This is a genomic window from Kribbella sp. NPDC051936 (assembly GCF_040680955.1).
In the GTDB taxonomy this organism is placed as follows: Bacteria; Actinomycetota; Actinomycetes; order Propionibacteriales; family Kribbellaceae; genus Kribbella.
In genome coordinates this window covers 40,179-53,204 of sequence record NZ_JBFAXS010000012.1, presented here as the reverse complement: position 1 = coordinate 53,204, position 13,026 = coordinate 40,179, and the positions used below count along the sequence as shown (strand labels likewise).

Sequence of the window (13,026 nt, the reverse complement as noted above, 5' to 3'; positions counted from 1 at the left end):
ATGGCGCCATGTTACTCATCGCCGAAGCCGCTTGGCACGGAGAGCCGGGCTGGTTGTTCACGGTGGCGAGCGTTGCAGCGATGATTCTGTGGGCGATCGGGTTCGGAGCACTCCGCATCGGTCGGGTCGGTGACCGGTACTCCGCGGCGAGCGCCGTCCTCATAGTCCTCCTCGTCGTGGCGGCCGGCCTTCAATCGGTCCTGCTTACGGTGGCCGGATTCTCAGCGGCGTTTGTCCTCGGTGGGTACGGCACGGTTATGAGGTTTCGCCGCCCGAAGGGTGAGGGCCGACCGAGCTAAGTAACGCCCGGATCTGCCGCGTTCCGCGCGGTCATGCCTTGCGAGTGATGCGCGGTCATGCCGAGTTGCGGACGTCCCTAGGGACTGCCTTATGTTGACTGCGTGATCGACGAAGGCGAGGCCCGCACCGCAGTTGACGCGGCTCTGGCCGACTGGCCGCCTCCGGCAAAGCCCGACGAGCAAGTCGTCGTGTGGAAGGTCGACGAGCACTCCCAGGCGTGGGTAGTTCACGTGGCAACCCGTCGCTGGCTTCGCACACAAGACTTCCGAGACCTACTGGTCGGCGCCTGCCCGTTCGTTGTCGAAAAGGCCACCGGTCAGGTGCACCTGTACGGCTCAGCGCCGACTGAGTACGCGAAGTTCAGGGCCTGGCTTGATAACGATGACATCGACCCCTCGACGGCTTGAGACCAAGCACGCTACCGCCGCGCGGTCACTCGCCGACGCACGGACATGCCGCGATCAGAGCGCAGTGGCGATCACCCGTCGCGACCTACGAGCTCAGCGGGATGGCCCATCGCTGGCCGCGTCGATCGCCTGACGGACACTCGCAAACCGGTCGACCGTGAAACCTGATACGGCACGGACCTCGGTCTCATCCCAGACGTTGTTCATGTAATGCTCAATGGTGAAGAGGGCGGCTCGAACGATCTCAGCCTCCTCAAGGGTGAGGCACAAGCCTCCACGCTCAGCACGCTCCATGGCCTCGACAATAGTGGTTCAACGGACCCTGTCACCGAACGTCCGCTCATGCCGCAGATGGTGCTTGCGGGGTTGTTGACGCGACGTGCCGCGCCCTGGGCGCTTGGGGGATGGAGATCTCACAATCGGGGCCGGCCGTTTCCGGTGTCGTTGTCGCTACGTCTGGCGTGCTGCGGTTGGCTGTCGCGGCTTACCTTGCTCGGTTCAAGGGCCAGTCCCGCATCCATACCGACTCAGACCTGCGCGGGTATCTGCGGTGGTGCCAGCAGCGCGCGCTTGATCCTCTGCGAGCGAGGCGGCCCCACATCGAGCTGTACATCCGCTGGCTCCAAGAGGTGCGTCGGTACCAGCCATCGACGGTGTCCCGACGGTTGTCGGTCGTCGCCGGCTTCTACCGCACGTGTGTGATCGACGGCGTCCTTGAGCACTCCCCAGCCGAGTACGTGCGCCGCCCCCAAGTACCGGCCCAGTCCCCGACCCTCGGGCTGACACACCTGCAGTTCGAAGCCATGCTGACTGCCGCCAGGCAATCACCCAACCGGTGCGACTTTTGCCCTGGTCACCATGTTGGGTCTGCTCGGGCTACGGATCTTCGAGGCCACCGCCAGCGACATCCGCGACCTCGGCGAACAACACGGCCACCGGGTTCTGCGCGTGCACGGGCAAGGGCGACAAGATCGCCCTGGCGCCGCTTCCCCCAGCCCTGGGCCGCGCCATCGAACGCGCCATCGACGACCGGACCGCCGGACCGATCCTGCTGACCTCACGCGCACCCGGATGGACCGGCACTGCGCCACCCGCCGACTGCGGCACCTCGCCGAACAAGCCGGCGCCAGGCTGCCACGGATGCACCCGCACATGCTCAGGCACACCTTCGTCACCACCATGCTCGACGCCGGCGTCTACCTGCGCGATGTGCGAATCGCTGCCCCCCACGCCGATCCGCGAACCACCATGCGCTACGACCGCGCCCGCAACAACCTTGACCGCCACCCCACCTACATCCTTGCCGCCTACATGGCCTCCGCCACCTGACAGGTCTACCGATTCTGCCGATGATCGCGCTTCCGCCCGGCAAGCATTCGCGGCACCTCATGCGTCATCACGGCGCGAATCCGACTCGTCCCAGGTCAGGTAGAGGTCGTCGAGCCAGCGCAGGTCGGACTCGGTGGGGGCTGAGGCGACGACCCAGAAGTCGGTCCCATCGCCACAGATCATGAGCACGGAGGCTCCGCGGTAGAGCAGCGAGTGACCCGTGCCTGGCCATGACCAGGAGTTACACGGCAGCGGCGTTGTTGCGCTCTCGATGCTCCGGACAGTCGCAGCATCGAAGCAGTGCGCGCTGCGACTGGCGGGAAGGTTGGAAACGGCATCGAAAGCCGCGTGGTGGAGCCAGAACTCCTCGGTGCTTTCGCCAGTCTCTTGCCAAGGCACCCCGGGCTCGTTCTCCCGCTCGACGTAGCGGTCATCGGCGTCCTTGCCCCAGAGCCACACGCCTTGGTTCTCGACGACCAGTACTTCGACGGCACCGTCAAACGTGCCCGGCGGCGCTGGACGGTTGAACCTCAGAACTCGACCGACGGTGCTCGCCGGGTCGTCGTCCTTACCGCCGCTTTGCTGGCCAAACCACAGCTCGAGGAATCGACCAAGCCGATCCACGTCATCACCTTCCACAGAGATCGCTCGCCGCGCCAATGATGCCGCGTCCCGGTTGGAGCCGGAAGCTTACGGATCTGCCGCCGATGGTGCAGTGCCCATGCCGATGAGTGCGCCGGTCGGGGGGCCGCTGCGAGACTTTCGGCATGGCGTTCCTCAAGCGCAAGAAGCAGCGAGCCAGCGACAGTCCCCAGACGCCACCGGCGGACGAGCGGGCACCCGAGCTCTTCAAGAGCGTGTTAGCGAATCGCTGGGCCCCTGCGCTCCGAGAGTCGGGCTTCAAGGCCTCGGGCCGCCTCTTCGTGCTTCCTGACGACCGAGACTGGGTAATGCTGGGCTTCCAGAGTTCGAGTTCGAGCAACGCCGAATGGGTGAAGTTCACCATCAACCTTCTCGTCGTCGGCAAGCAGGCATGGGACGAAGCGAGAGAACGCTCCCCGCACCTTTCCGCCAAGCCATCGCCGAACAGGATCGGACAAGCACCGCTATTTGCAGCGCATCGGCCACCTCACCCACGGCGGCGATCACTGGTGGAGGCTGTACGCCTCGCAGGACACCGAACCGTTGGTCGCCGAGATCTTGGTGGTACTTCGCGACGCGGCAGTCCCAAAGTTGCGCCAGGAGATGACGGATCAGAGCCCGGGACTTCGCGGGACCTTAGAGGGAATCAGGCAAGACAACCGCTGAGGCATCTGACTCCGGCGGCCGAAACGTACTCATCCGACGCGATCCGCGCTCTCGGCCTTCGCAGATCAACTCGCGGGCGGGTGTCGCAGATCAGTCGGCGGAAGACGCCGGGGGACGCGGGCTGGGCGCTCGACGCCCTTGACTAATACCGGTGCGCGTACCAGGTCGGTGGCTCGCCGAACATGTTTTTGAAGTCGCGGATGAAGTGGCCCTGGTCGGCGTAGCCGAGGTCTGCCGCCAGTGCGGCCCAGTCGATCGGCCGGGCGGCGGCCATGCGTGCGGTCACCTCGTGCAGACGGTAGCGGCGGATCACCCACTTGGGGCCGATGCCGACGTACTCCGCGAACAGCCGTTGCAGCGCCCGCATGCTCAGCCCTAGCTCAGCGGCGAGGCGTTCGACTCTGGTCATGCCCTTGTCCTTGGCGATCAACTCGACCGCGGCCACCGCCTGGCGTGCGCGGGCGTCGTCGTCCGGCAGGTGTTTCAACAGGAACGCATCCATGGTCGGCACGTCGAGCACGGTGGGCAGGTCCGTACTGAACACCTCGGTCGCCGGGACGACGCGGTCCGTGATCATCGAGACGGAGGCACCGAGGAACGGGCGGAAGCAGCCCGGCCGGAACGCGACACCGAAGACGTGGCCGCGGCCCTCGAGGACCTTGATCTGGTAGCCGCTGCACACGCCGCTGACGTCCGCGCGGCCGCCGCCGAACGACAGGTGCACGTTCGGGTAAGGCACGATCTTCTGCCGGTAGGGCTCGGCGTAATCCCAGCGAGCCTCCCAGTAACGCTCCACCCATGGCGTCAGCGCCGGCGACGGGTCATGAAACGCGTGACGCTGGTACTTGCTCCACGCACTCGCCAGCTCACGAATGTCCCGTCCCACCCGGCAGAGTGTATGTCGCCTTTGTTCAATACCCCTCCGGCCAACGCTGCCTAGCATCGCCGCCATGTCACACGTTTCCGAGGCTGCCGAGGCCATGGCCGCAGTCGCCCACACCATCACCGACGACCAGCTCGCCAACAAGACTCCATGTACGGAGTACGACGTGCGGGCTCTGGTCAACCACCTGCTGTTCTGGGGTCCGTCGCTCGCCGGCGCCGGCCGCAAGGAGTCCGTTCCGCAGCCGGCGACCTCCGAGTCCGAGGTCGACCTGGCAGCCGACGACTGGCGCGGCCGCCTGCTCGCCCTGCTGGATGACATCACGTCGTCGTGGGCGCCGCCGAGCGCCTGGACCGGCGAGACGAGCATGGGCACGCCGCAGACGCTGCCCGCGGCCGTCATGGGCGACATGATCATCGGCGAGTTGGCCGTACACGGCTGGGACCTCGCGGTCGCGACCGGGCAGCGGCTGGAACTGCCCGCCGACCTGCTGGCGCATCTGCACGACACGATGTTCGCCGGCGTGGAGCAGGGGCGGGAGATGGGCATGTACGGACCGCAGGTCGCGGTGCCGGCCGACGCGACCACCTTGGACCGCATCCTCGGCCTCACCGGCCGTGATCCCGCCTGGGCGTAGTTTCGACTCCCGCCGGCCGCGGCATCTGGAGCATCACGCCGCCCGCGTGATCCCTCCAGCCTGACTTTGAGCACCCACCAACCAATCCTCGACGAGGATTTTGGTTGGTGGGTGCACAAAGCAGGTGCCAGGCGGGGCGGTGGGCGCCGCAGCAGGCGCCGGCCGCTCGCGCCCGGCGGGAGAGATGACACGGCCGCGCCCACACCACAAGCCGATGGGGGTTCTCGGGATTCGGGCGGGGTAGCAGCGAGGCTCCTACGGATCAGAAGGCCGGTGCCCGGTGCACCTGCGGATACGCATGGGGAATCTCGCGCTCCGCGTAGTGAGGAGGTCGTCGGTTCGATTCCGACAGGCGGCTCCACCAGGCCCCGAGGTCAGAGGTCATCCTCCGGCGCCGGGGTTCATTGTCCCGGCCTCGATCGCCTTCGATGCCCCCGAGTGCTGGACGCCTCATGATGGGTGCATGGGGCGCAAGCGGAAGACCGAGCAGCAGCAGGCTTTTGCTGATGTGGTTGAGAAGGTCCGCGGTTCCGCAGAAGGCGGCGGAGAGCCGGTGGAGGTCTGGTCGCCGATCCGGGACCGACGGTTGGTTGACGAGAGCGGCGTGCTCTGGCGGATGCGGCGCGGCGAGTTGCGGTGGAGCCGCCTGGAGCACTTGGTACGGGACCCGGCTGTGCCTGTGCTGCATGTCTACCTCGACGAGGTCAAGGAGGTACCGACCGCGGAGCGGGTGAACCTCGTGGCGACTATCCGGCCCTACCTGAAGCCGGCCGGCGATGGACGCGCGCCCGGCGATCACACCGAGTTCGTGGCCGCTGAATTCAAAGCTGACGACCAACGGTCATTGGTCGTCGTCGAGGAATACTGCTAGGCGCCGTCTGAGGCGAGCTTCTCGGCTCGCGCCTTGCGGAAGGCGTGCCATCTGGTTTCTGGGGGCTCGGGTGGGCCGGGGATGAGTTTGTGTACGACGGTGGCGGCGGGCGTCCAGGCGGCGTTGGGAAGTTCGCCCATGACTTCGGTGTAGACGGATCGGATGACCTCGGCCTGGGCGGACCAGGAGAAGCGGTGCAGGAGGTCGGCGTCGTCGGCGATGCGTTTGGCGATGCGGTCGCGGTCGGCGAGTACGGCGCTGATCGCGCGGGCGAGGCCGTCCACGTCGCCTGCGGGGTAGACGGCACCGAGGTCGAGCTCGTTCACCAGATCGGCCTGTGCGGGGGTGTCGCTGGTGATGATCGGCAGGCCGGCCGCGATGTACTCGCAGAACTTGTTCGTCACCGCGATGTCGTGGTTCGGCGCGTGCAGCAGCGGGCTGAGGCCGATGCTTGCCGAGCGCAGATACACCGGCACGACTTCGGCGCTGACGAACGGCGCCAGGTGGACGCGGTCGCTCACGCCCAACTCGACGGCGCGTGCCAGCAGTTCCGCGGTCACGGAGTTGGCCCGCGCGACGATCGCGAGGTGTACGTCGGGTAGTTGCGGCAGCGCCTCGACGACCGTCCCGACGCCGCGGGCCCGGTTGACGCCCCCGCCGTACACGAGCAGCGGCACGTCCTCCGACAGCCCGAGCAGCACGCGCACCCCGGTGACCTCGGCGTCCGCGGGCGGTTCGACCGGTGCGTTGAGGACGACGTCGGGCAGCGCGGCCAGCTTGTGATCGCGCTGCAGCCAGCGGGCCAGCGGCTCCGACACCGTGATGACACGGTCGGCGTCGCGGATGAATTCGCGCTCGAGATCGCTGTACGCCGCGACCCGGCGCGGAGCTACCACCGGTACGCCGGGGATGTACTCGTGGGCGTCGTAGATGATCTTGACCTTCCGCCCGTCCAGCGCCGCCCGGTGTGCCGCGCGTGCCGCGATGCCGAGCATGAACACGTCGTGCACGTGGATCACCTCGATCAGGAGGCGGTCGAGCAGCGGGCCCAGCGTCAGCTCCTGGTCCATCACCTCCGGCATCACCCGTCGCCAGCGGCCCGTCGGCAGGCGGCGGTGCAGGGCGAGCAACCGCGCGCGGCGCTTGCCGATCCCGAGGTCGGTGAGGTCGACGTCGCGTTGCGGGCGGCGGACGAAGTACGCCCGGGCCTGCAGTACTGCGCGGTGCAGCCGAAGGGTGCGCCAACGCACCGCACGCTGCAGCCGCCCGAGCAGGGAACGCCGTACCCGCCCGGACTCGTTGCGCTCGTGATCGCGGCGGTCGCGGCCTCGCTCCGCACGGAGCTCGCGACTCGCGTACTGCCAGCGGCTGTACGCCAGCAGGTACTCCGCCTCGGTGCTGAACCACGGCCTCAGGTTGGCCTTGACGATCGTCAGCCGCCTGCGCCACCCGGTCAGCAGCACCTTCGAGGGGATCGGCGGACACATCACCTGCACCTTGCCGAACTGGCGAACGCCCCGGAGCCGACGCCCCGGGATGCCGATACAGGTGACGTCGAGGTCCCAGTTGGCCACCGTCTGCGCGTACTTGAGCACGCGGGCGTCGGACACGATGTCGTTGCCGGCCATCATGACGACCTTGGGCCGGATCCACGACGGCTTCCAGTCGACGGGCACCGGAGCCGGCTGCTCGACGAACGACGCCAGCGCCTCGGCCGACCAGCGGCCGTCATGCACCTTCTCGACGAACGCCGGGCCGCGCGCGGCGACCGCGCGGGCGCGCTCCGGATCCGCGATGAGGTCGAGGACGACCTGCTCGATGGTGTCGGGTGTCGCGTCGACGATCGGGAGGTCGAGCCCCGTGTCGGCGGCCACGCGGTCGCGTACGTGCTGGGCGATGTGGCCGATCACGACCCGGCCCGCGGCCATCGCCTCGCAGGCGGCGACGCCGTAGCTGCCGATGCGGAACTGGTCGAGAACGATGTCGGCGTCCCGGTAGACGGCCGGCATGTCCGCAGGGTCGATCCCCTCGACGCGCCGGTACGTGATCAGGCCGCGCTCGGCCAGGCGCTCCATGATCGGGTCGATCAGCTCCGAGCCCTTCATGGCCGACTTGCTCGGCGCGTGCGCCACGACAGGCTTCTCGTGTTCGAGCACCGGGGCGTCGCTGCGCCAGGCGTCGACGTCGACGATCACCGGGCACCACGCCGCGTGGGGGACGTAATCGAGGAGGTCGGGCGTGGAGACGTACACCTGGCCCGGGTACGACGTGAACAGCTCCGCGGCGCGGGTGGCGTTGCGCTCGAGCAGCTCGACAGTCTCGTCCTCGAGGTCCGGGAACGGCGACCAGGGCTCGGTCTCGACGTGCCGGCTGGGAATCCGTACGTCGGAACCGTGCGCGATGAGCGCCACGTGCAGGCCCTTGGTCAGCAGGTGCGGGATCTCGAAGGACCCGTCCGGGCCGTGCAACGGGCCGAAGACCGGGCGGGCCGCTTCGAGCAGCACGTGCGTGTAGTTGCGTACGACGTGGTTGTAGAAGTTCAGCCGCCACCTGGGATTACGCCGGTACGTACGGGCCGGAACGCCGTAGTCGACCGGGTAGTCGAGGACGCCTTTGAAGAAGGCGAAGGACGTCGCTTTCGTGTTGGTCGCCCGGTTTTCGAGCGCGCGAGCCCAGCGGCTGCCCTGCCCCGCGAAGTTGGCCGGCCCGACGAGCAGCCGGACAGGCGCATCCAGCCGCGCCGGCATCCCGTCCCGCGGCGACGCCGCCCCGCCCGGCGACGTCGCCTGCTCAGCCCGACCCTTGTTCGTACTGCGATCCACTGCGGTGTTCCCCCCACGCGCGCCTGCTCCCCTGCAGGAGATCAGGACTAGACCTCTTACACCTCATTAGATGTCGTGAGAGCGGGAGATGGTTGCAGATCCGCGGCAAATTGCAGCTTTTGACATTGATCCCCGGCGGCTCAGGCGCCTGGCTCAAGCAGGGGGAGACCAGGCGCCCAGCCACTGGTCGGCGCCCCAGGCTTCGTAGCGCTCCACCTCGGTGAAGCCGAGCTTGGTTGCCAGGCGCATCGACGCGACGTTGGCGGTTTGGGTGGTGAGGGCCACTGCAGTGCCGGGGCGGGCGGCGGCGAGCCAGGTGAGGGCGGCGGAGCAGGCTTCGGTGGCGTAGCCCTCGCCCCAGGACGACGGGAGGAACAGGTAGCCGAGTTCGACGGGCGCGACGTCCGGGCGAACCTCCCGCTCGTCGAGGGTGACCGTGCCGATCATCGACCCGTCGAGGTCGACCGCGAACAGGCCGGCGCGGCGCCGTGGCGCGGCACCTCCTCGCGACGGCGCTGGATAACCAGACAGGACCTAGCCGTGAATACCATCCGGTGTGGACTGGAATGCCGAGGTCACTGATCAGATCGACGCGCACTGGCAGACCCGGCTGCGGCCGAGGCTCGACGGGCTGACCGACGACGAGTACTTCTGGGAGCCGGTCGACGGTTGCTGGACACTCAGCCGTCGGGGCACGAGCCGTGCACAGCTGTCGTTCGGCGCCGGGGAGTTCACCTGGGACTACGGCGAGACCGTGGATCCGGAGCCGGTCACCACGATCGCCTGGCGGCTCGGGCATCTGATCGAGGGATTCGCGGAGTCGAACGCGAAGCGGTTCGGCGGTCCGGCGGCCGATCTCGCGACGTTCGAGTTCGCGGGGACCGCCGATGGAGCGCTGCAGCAACTCGACGACGTGTACGCGCGGTGGCTCGACGGCGTACGGCGCCTCGGCGACGACGGCCTCGCCCAGCCGCAGGGTCCCACCGCCCCGCCCGCGTTCGCCGACAAGCCGATCGCGCGCGTCATCCTCTACTCGAACGTCGAACTCATCCACCACGGCGCCGAGATCTGCCTGCTCCGCGACCTCTATCTGCGCCTCGCTCGCGGCCGATGAGTGCCCCGATGGAGTTCGTGGCTCGGGTAGTTGATGAGGAGCGGTGGGGCGACCTGCTCGAGCTGTTCGGGCCGAGCGGCGGGACCCGCGGCTGCTGGTGCATGGCGCGTCGATTGCCGTCCGCACAAGTTGCCGCGAACGGAAATGCCGAGAACCGCGCCGCGCTGCAGAGCTTCGTCGAAGCGGGCAGTCCCGTCGGGCTGATCGGGTACGTCCACGCGCGGCCGGCGGTCTGGTGCGCGGTCGCGCCGCGGACGGCGTACTACGCGATCATGCACTCGAGGACGCTGCCGATCGACGACCCCGGCGACGAGACGATCTGGGCGATCAACTGCCTCTTCGTGAAGCGCGGCTACCGCGGACGCGGCCTCACTGCGCCGATGATCGACGCGGCCGTCGAGTACGCGCGGACCTCGGGCGCCCGGATCGTCGAGGCCTACCCGGTGAAGGCGATGCCCGGCGACCCAGGCCGCGGCGTACTCAGCACCTTCCTCAGCGCCGGCTTCACGCCGCACGCCGAGAACCGCACCACAGCCAGACGCAACATCGTCGTACGGCGCACGCTGTGAACCCGCCCGCCGTCTATGAACTTTCCGGAAGGGGATTGTCCGGAATGGGGTTTACGGTGCAGTTATGGCTGAGGATGAGTGGGTTTCGCCGTGGTGGGAGCCGCCGTTGGCGGGGAGTGAGGCGGAGCATCTGGTCGGGGCGCTGGACCGGCTGCGGACGACGTTCCGGTACAAGGTGGACGCGCTCGACGCGGACGGGCTGAACACGCGGATCGGGGCGTCGTCGATCACGCTCGGCGGGTTGCTGAAGCATCTCGCGGCGAACGAGGACTACATGTTCGACGTGAAGTTCCGTGGCAAGCCGATGGGTGGGCCGTGGCTCGACAACGGCTGGCGGGACGACAACGACTGGGAGTTCAACTCCGCCGTCGACAACACCCCGGAGGAGCTGTACGCGCTCTGGGACGGCGCGGTCGCCCGTTCGCGGGAGACGTTGACGGCGGCGATCGCCGACGGCGGGCTCGGCCAGCCGGCGCACATCAGCTGGCCGGACGGCCGCCACCCCAGCCTGCTCCGGCTCGTCTGCGACCTGATCGAGGAGTACGGCCGCCACACCGGCCACGCCGACCTGATCCGCGAGGCCGTCGACGGCCGGGTCGGCGAGGACCCGCCGCGCGACTGGCAACCGGTCGGCGCCAAGAAGGCCTGAGCGGATCTCCAGCACTACACAACTCGCCTTCATCGGCGCTGTCCACGCTCAGCGCGGGCCGAAACCGGCGATTGATGAGTGCTGGAGATCCGCCACACCTACTTGATCCGCTGCAGTGTCCCGTCCTCGGACACCCCGACCGTGGTGGTGACGCCGTCGACGGTGAGGTTCAGGATCATCCGCGACCCCTGCCACGACGTCGTGTACGACACCGCCGCGTTGGCGCGGCTCGGCGCGATCACGGACAGGATGTTCGCGTCGTGCCCGGACCGGTTGAACTTCACGACCGGCGCCGGCACCCGCTTGTCGATCGTCAGGTAGTGCCACCCCTGGACGGGAGTCTGCTGCCCGGTTGTCACCTCGATCGGCGTGGTCTCCTGCTGGAACGGGATCTGCAGCAGCGTGGTCTTCACCCGGTCGCCCGGCCGCGCCGCCACCGCCCGGTCATTGCCGCTGACAACCACCTTCTGGTCCGCCGGCAGGTGCCACAGCGTCGAGTACTGCTGGTCCGAACCCGACGTCCCGCGGTCCAGCACCACCATCAGATCGGGGTCCTTCAGCACCAGCACGCCACGCGTCCGGTCGACCGCTCCGAGCTTGTCCTTCAGCTCGTAGAACTCCGACGTGTCCTTGATCGACGAGCGCACCAGCTTGGTGTCCGGGTGCTCGGCGGCGGTCGACGCGACGGTCAGCTCGTTGTGCGCGAACTGGCTCTTCGCCCAGCTCCGCCAGTCGTCCCACTTGTACCCGGAGTGCCCGCCGTCGATCAGGATGTCCCGCCCGCGCGACGTGTAGGTGATCGACGTGTGGTCCTCGTGCCCGTGCAGCTTCCGCGCGGGACCGAACCGGATGCTGTACGTCGACTCCTGCGTGAACGGCCGCTTCTCGCCCCAGCCGGTCCGCCCGAAGATGTACCCGGCGTCGAAGATCCCGATCCGCTGCGTCGGCCGGATCCCGCGCGCGCCGAGCGTCCCGGCGTACTCCAGGACCGTCCCGGTGACGGGCACCGTGCGGACCACCTCGGAGTCGCCGATCTGCGGCAGGTTCCCGAGCGAGTTGGTCGCGAGCGCGAGCCACTTCGCGAGCTCCCGCCGGCGCGCCGTGATCGTCGTACCGGGGTCGGCCCCGCACTTGCGCAGTACGTCGATGGCCCGTCCCCAGAGCGCGTAGTTGAACTGCGCGTACGCCGTCGACTGCTCGTTCGTCGACCCCTGCGTGTCGATGGAGGTCTTGATCGCGCTGGTCAGCCGGTCGGTCGCGACCTTCTTCAGATCGTCCCGCTTCAACGTGCAGCCGACGCCGAACAGCGCCAGGCTCTCGTCGGTGCCGTGGTTCCAGTCGCCGCTGTAGTTCTTCTGCAGGAACCAGGCGTGCTGCAGCAGCGTCTTGTCCAGCCAGGCGTACGTCGCCGGCAGCTTGCTCACGCGCAGGCCCGACAGCACCGCCTGCCGCAGGCAGATCAGCACGTTGGTGCGGTGCATCGTCGACTCGTACGCACCGACGTCGGACTTCCACGAGTACGGGTTGTCGTTGACCCAGTCGCGCGCGATCGCGCTGACCCGCTGCAGCGCGGCCTTGTCGCCCTTCGCGGCCGCGTTGATCCCTTGCCCGAGCCACCGCAGCGAGTGCAGCCACATGTACCAGCTGGGGTTCTTGTCCGGGTTCATCCGCCAGTCGACGTTCCCCTTGCCGTCGCCGACCTTGGTGGGCGGCGTCGTACCCCAGGTGAAGGTGTCCTTGGCGAGGTTGGCGACCGGGTTCGCGGAGTCGATCCCGCTGTACGCCGGGCAGGTGTAGACGTTCTGCCGCGCCGGCGCCGGTGGCGCGGTCGGCGGCTCCGGGGTGTGGCTCACGGTCGGGTCCGGCGCTGCCTCGGGCTCGGAACCGCCCCACGGGATCACCAGGACGGCGCTCAGCACGGCAGCGCTCACGAGCAGCGTGATCGTGAGTCGCAGGGTCGCACCGGTCGTACGCAGATGTCTCGCGGGCATCGTGGGTCCTCCCCGCATGCCCGAAGGCATGCCTATTCTGGCATAGACCTGAATTCGGGTGGGGCGATCCCCGGGACAAGGTCAAGTGGTGTGCGTGGTACCTCGGAAACGTGCGGCAGCTCGTCGAAGGTTGCGCCCGGCATCAA

At 68.2% G+C, this 13,026-nt stretch carries 15 protein-coding genes; 9 read left to right on the top strand and 6 right to left on the bottom strand.

Features of this window, described 5'->3' with window-relative positions; genetic code table 11:
- Positions 1 to 8 precede the first annotated feature (8 nt).
- The gene (locus tag AB0L64_RS36195) at positions 9 to 299 is read left to right on the top strand and encodes a hypothetical protein (protein WP_363717504.1); all 291 of its coding nucleotides are present in this window, start codon (positions 9 to 11) and stop codon (positions 297 to 299) included.
- Positions 300 to 401: 102 nt separating this feature from the next.
- Positions 402 to 707, top strand: a complete 306-nt coding sequence (locus AB0L64_RS36190) for a YrhB domain-containing protein (RefSeq protein ID WP_363717503.1) — start codon at positions 402 to 404, stop codon at positions 705 to 707.
- Positions 708 to 800: 93 nt separating this feature from the next.
- Here the strand turns inward: AB0L64_RS36190 and AB0L64_RS36185 are convergent, their stop codons facing one another.
- Positions 801 to 1,001, bottom strand: a complete 201-nt coding sequence (locus AB0L64_RS36185) for a hypothetical protein (RefSeq protein WP_363717502.1) — start codon at positions 999 to 1,001, stop codon at positions 801 to 803.
- A 564-nt stretch (positions 1,002 to 1,565) separates the two neighbouring features.
- Here AB0L64_RS36185 and AB0L64_RS36180 point away from each other — a divergent pair.
- On the top strand, positions 1,566 to 2,036 hold the full coding sequence (locus AB0L64_RS36180) for a tyrosine-type recombinase/integrase (protein WP_363717500.1): 471 nt from the start codon (positions 1,566 to 1,568) through the stop codon (positions 2,034 to 2,036).
- A gap of 57 nt (positions 2,037 to 2,093) precedes the next feature.
- Here AB0L64_RS36180 and AB0L64_RS36175 read toward each other — a convergent pair whose 3' ends face one another.
- Positions 2,094 to 2,660 (bottom strand): hypothetical protein, encoded by a 567-nt coding sequence (locus AB0L64_RS36175; RefSeq protein WP_363717499.1) that lies wholly within the window; start codon positions 2,658 to 2,660, stop codon positions 2,094 to 2,096.
- Positions 2,661 to 2,803: 143 nt separating this feature from the next.
- Between AB0L64_RS36175 and AB0L64_RS36170 the strand changes: the two genes are divergently transcribed.
- Complete coding sequence (locus AB0L64_RS36170; RefSeq protein WP_363717498.1) at positions 2,804 to 3,490, top strand: DUF4304 domain-containing protein; 687 nt, start codon at positions 2,804 to 2,806, stop codon at positions 3,488 to 3,490.
- On the opposite strand, the gene AB0L64_RS36165 is transcribed toward AB0L64_RS36170, so the two are convergent.
- Complete coding sequence (locus AB0L64_RS36165; RefSeq protein ID WP_363717497.1) at positions 3,487 to 4,230, bottom strand: helix-turn-helix domain-containing protein; 744 nt, start codon at positions 4,228 to 4,230, stop codon at positions 3,487 to 3,489. The two genes, AB0L64_RS36170 and AB0L64_RS36165, sit on opposite strands and share 4 nt — an antisense overlap.
- A gap of 64 nt (positions 4,231 to 4,294) precedes the next feature.
- Here AB0L64_RS36165 and AB0L64_RS36160 point away from each other — a divergent pair, with 64 nt between their 5' ends.
- Entirely contained in the window at positions 4,295 to 4,864 is a 570-nt protein-coding gene (locus tag AB0L64_RS36160) for a TIGR03086 family metal-binding protein (RefSeq protein WP_363717496.1), read from the top strand.
- A 463-nt stretch (positions 4,865 to 5,327) separates the two neighbouring features.
- Positions 5,328 to 5,735 (top strand): hypothetical protein, encoded by a 408-nt coding sequence (locus AB0L64_RS36155; protein WP_363717495.1) that lies wholly within the window; start codon positions 5,328 to 5,330, stop codon positions 5,733 to 5,735.
- Here AB0L64_RS36155 and AB0L64_RS36150 read toward each other — a convergent pair.
- Positions 5,732 to 8,557, bottom strand: coding sequence for a glycosyltransferase (locus tag AB0L64_RS36150; RefSeq protein ID WP_363717494.1), 2,826 nt, complete (start codon positions 8,555 to 8,557; stop codon positions 5,732 to 5,734). The two genes, AB0L64_RS36155 and AB0L64_RS36150, sit on opposite strands and share 4 nt — an antisense overlap.
- A 153-nt stretch (positions 8,558 to 8,710) precedes the next feature.
- Entirely contained in the window at positions 8,711 to 9,031 is a 321-nt protein-coding gene (locus AB0L64_RS36145; protein ID WP_363717710.1) for a GNAT family N-acetyltransferase, read from the bottom strand.
- Between the two features lie 82 nt (positions 9,032 to 9,113).
- Here AB0L64_RS36145 and AB0L64_RS36140 point away from each other — a divergent pair, with 82 nt between their 5' ends.
- From AB0L64_RS36140 to AB0L64_RS36130, 3 genes are all read left to right on the top strand, one after another.
- Positions 9,114 to 9,671, top strand: coding sequence for a DinB family protein (locus AB0L64_RS36140; protein WP_363717493.1), 558 nt, complete (start codon positions 9,114 to 9,116; stop codon positions 9,669 to 9,671).
- A gap of 8 nt (positions 9,672 to 9,679) precedes the next feature.
- Positions 9,680 to 10,240 carry a GNAT family N-acetyltransferase gene (locus AB0L64_RS36135; protein WP_363717492.1) on the top strand — a complete coding sequence of 187 codons (561 nt, stop codon included), beginning with the start codon at positions 9,680 to 9,682 and terminating at the stop codon, positions 10,238 to 10,240.
- Positions 10,241 to 10,304: 64 nt separating this feature from the next.
- Positions 10,305 to 10,889 carry a DUF664 domain-containing protein gene (locus AB0L64_RS36130; protein ID WP_363717491.1) on the top strand — a complete coding sequence of 195 codons (585 nt, stop codon included), beginning with the start codon at positions 10,305 to 10,307 and terminating at the stop codon, positions 10,887 to 10,889.
- A 98-nt stretch (positions 10,890 to 10,987) separates the two neighbouring features.
- On the opposite strand, the gene AB0L64_RS36125 is transcribed toward AB0L64_RS36130, so the two are convergent.
- Positions 10,988 to 12,880, bottom strand: coding sequence for a heparinase II/III family protein (locus tag AB0L64_RS36125; RefSeq protein ID WP_363717490.1), 1,893 nt, complete (start codon positions 12,878 to 12,880; stop codon positions 10,988 to 10,990).
- Positions 12,881 to 13,026 lie beyond the last annotated feature (146 nt).

Bases quoted from the DNA above. Each gene is read 5' to 3' on its own strand.
- AB0L64_RS36125 (WP_363717490.1), bottom strand. From the start codon at position 12,880: ATGCCCGCGAGACATCTGCGTACGACCGGTGCGACCCTGCGACTCACG.
- AB0L64_RS36180 (WP_363717500.1), top strand. From the start codon at position 1,566: ATGTTGGGTCTGCTCGGGCTACGGATCTTCGAGGCCACCGCCAGCGAC.
- AB0L64_RS36155 (WP_363717495.1), top strand. From the start codon at position 5,328: ATGGGGCGCAAGCGGAAGACCGAGCAGCAGCAGGCTTTTGCTGATGTG.
- AB0L64_RS36170 (WP_363717498.1), top strand. From the start codon at position 2,804: ATGGCGTTCCTCAAGCGCAAGAAGCAGCGAGCCAGCGACAGTCCCCAG.
- AB0L64_RS36160 (WP_363717496.1), top strand. From the start codon at position 4,295: ATGTCACACGTTTCCGAGGCTGCCGAGGCCATGGCCGCAGTCGCCCAC.
- AB0L64_RS36130 (WP_363717491.1), top strand. From the start codon at position 10,305: ATGGCTGAGGATGAGTGGGTTTCGCCGTGGTGGGAGCCGCCGTTGGCG.
- AB0L64_RS36195 (WP_363717504.1), top strand. From the start codon at position 9: ATGTTACTCATCGCCGAAGCCGCTTGGCACGGAGAGCCGGGCTGGTTG.
- AB0L64_RS36185 (WP_363717502.1), bottom strand. From the start codon at position 1,001: ATGGAGCGTGCTGAGCGTGGAGGCTTGTGCCTCACCCTTGAGGAGGCT.
- AB0L64_RS36135 (WP_363717492.1), top strand. From the start codon at position 9,680: ATGGAGTTCGTGGCTCGGGTAGTTGATGAGGAGCGGTGGGGCGACCTG.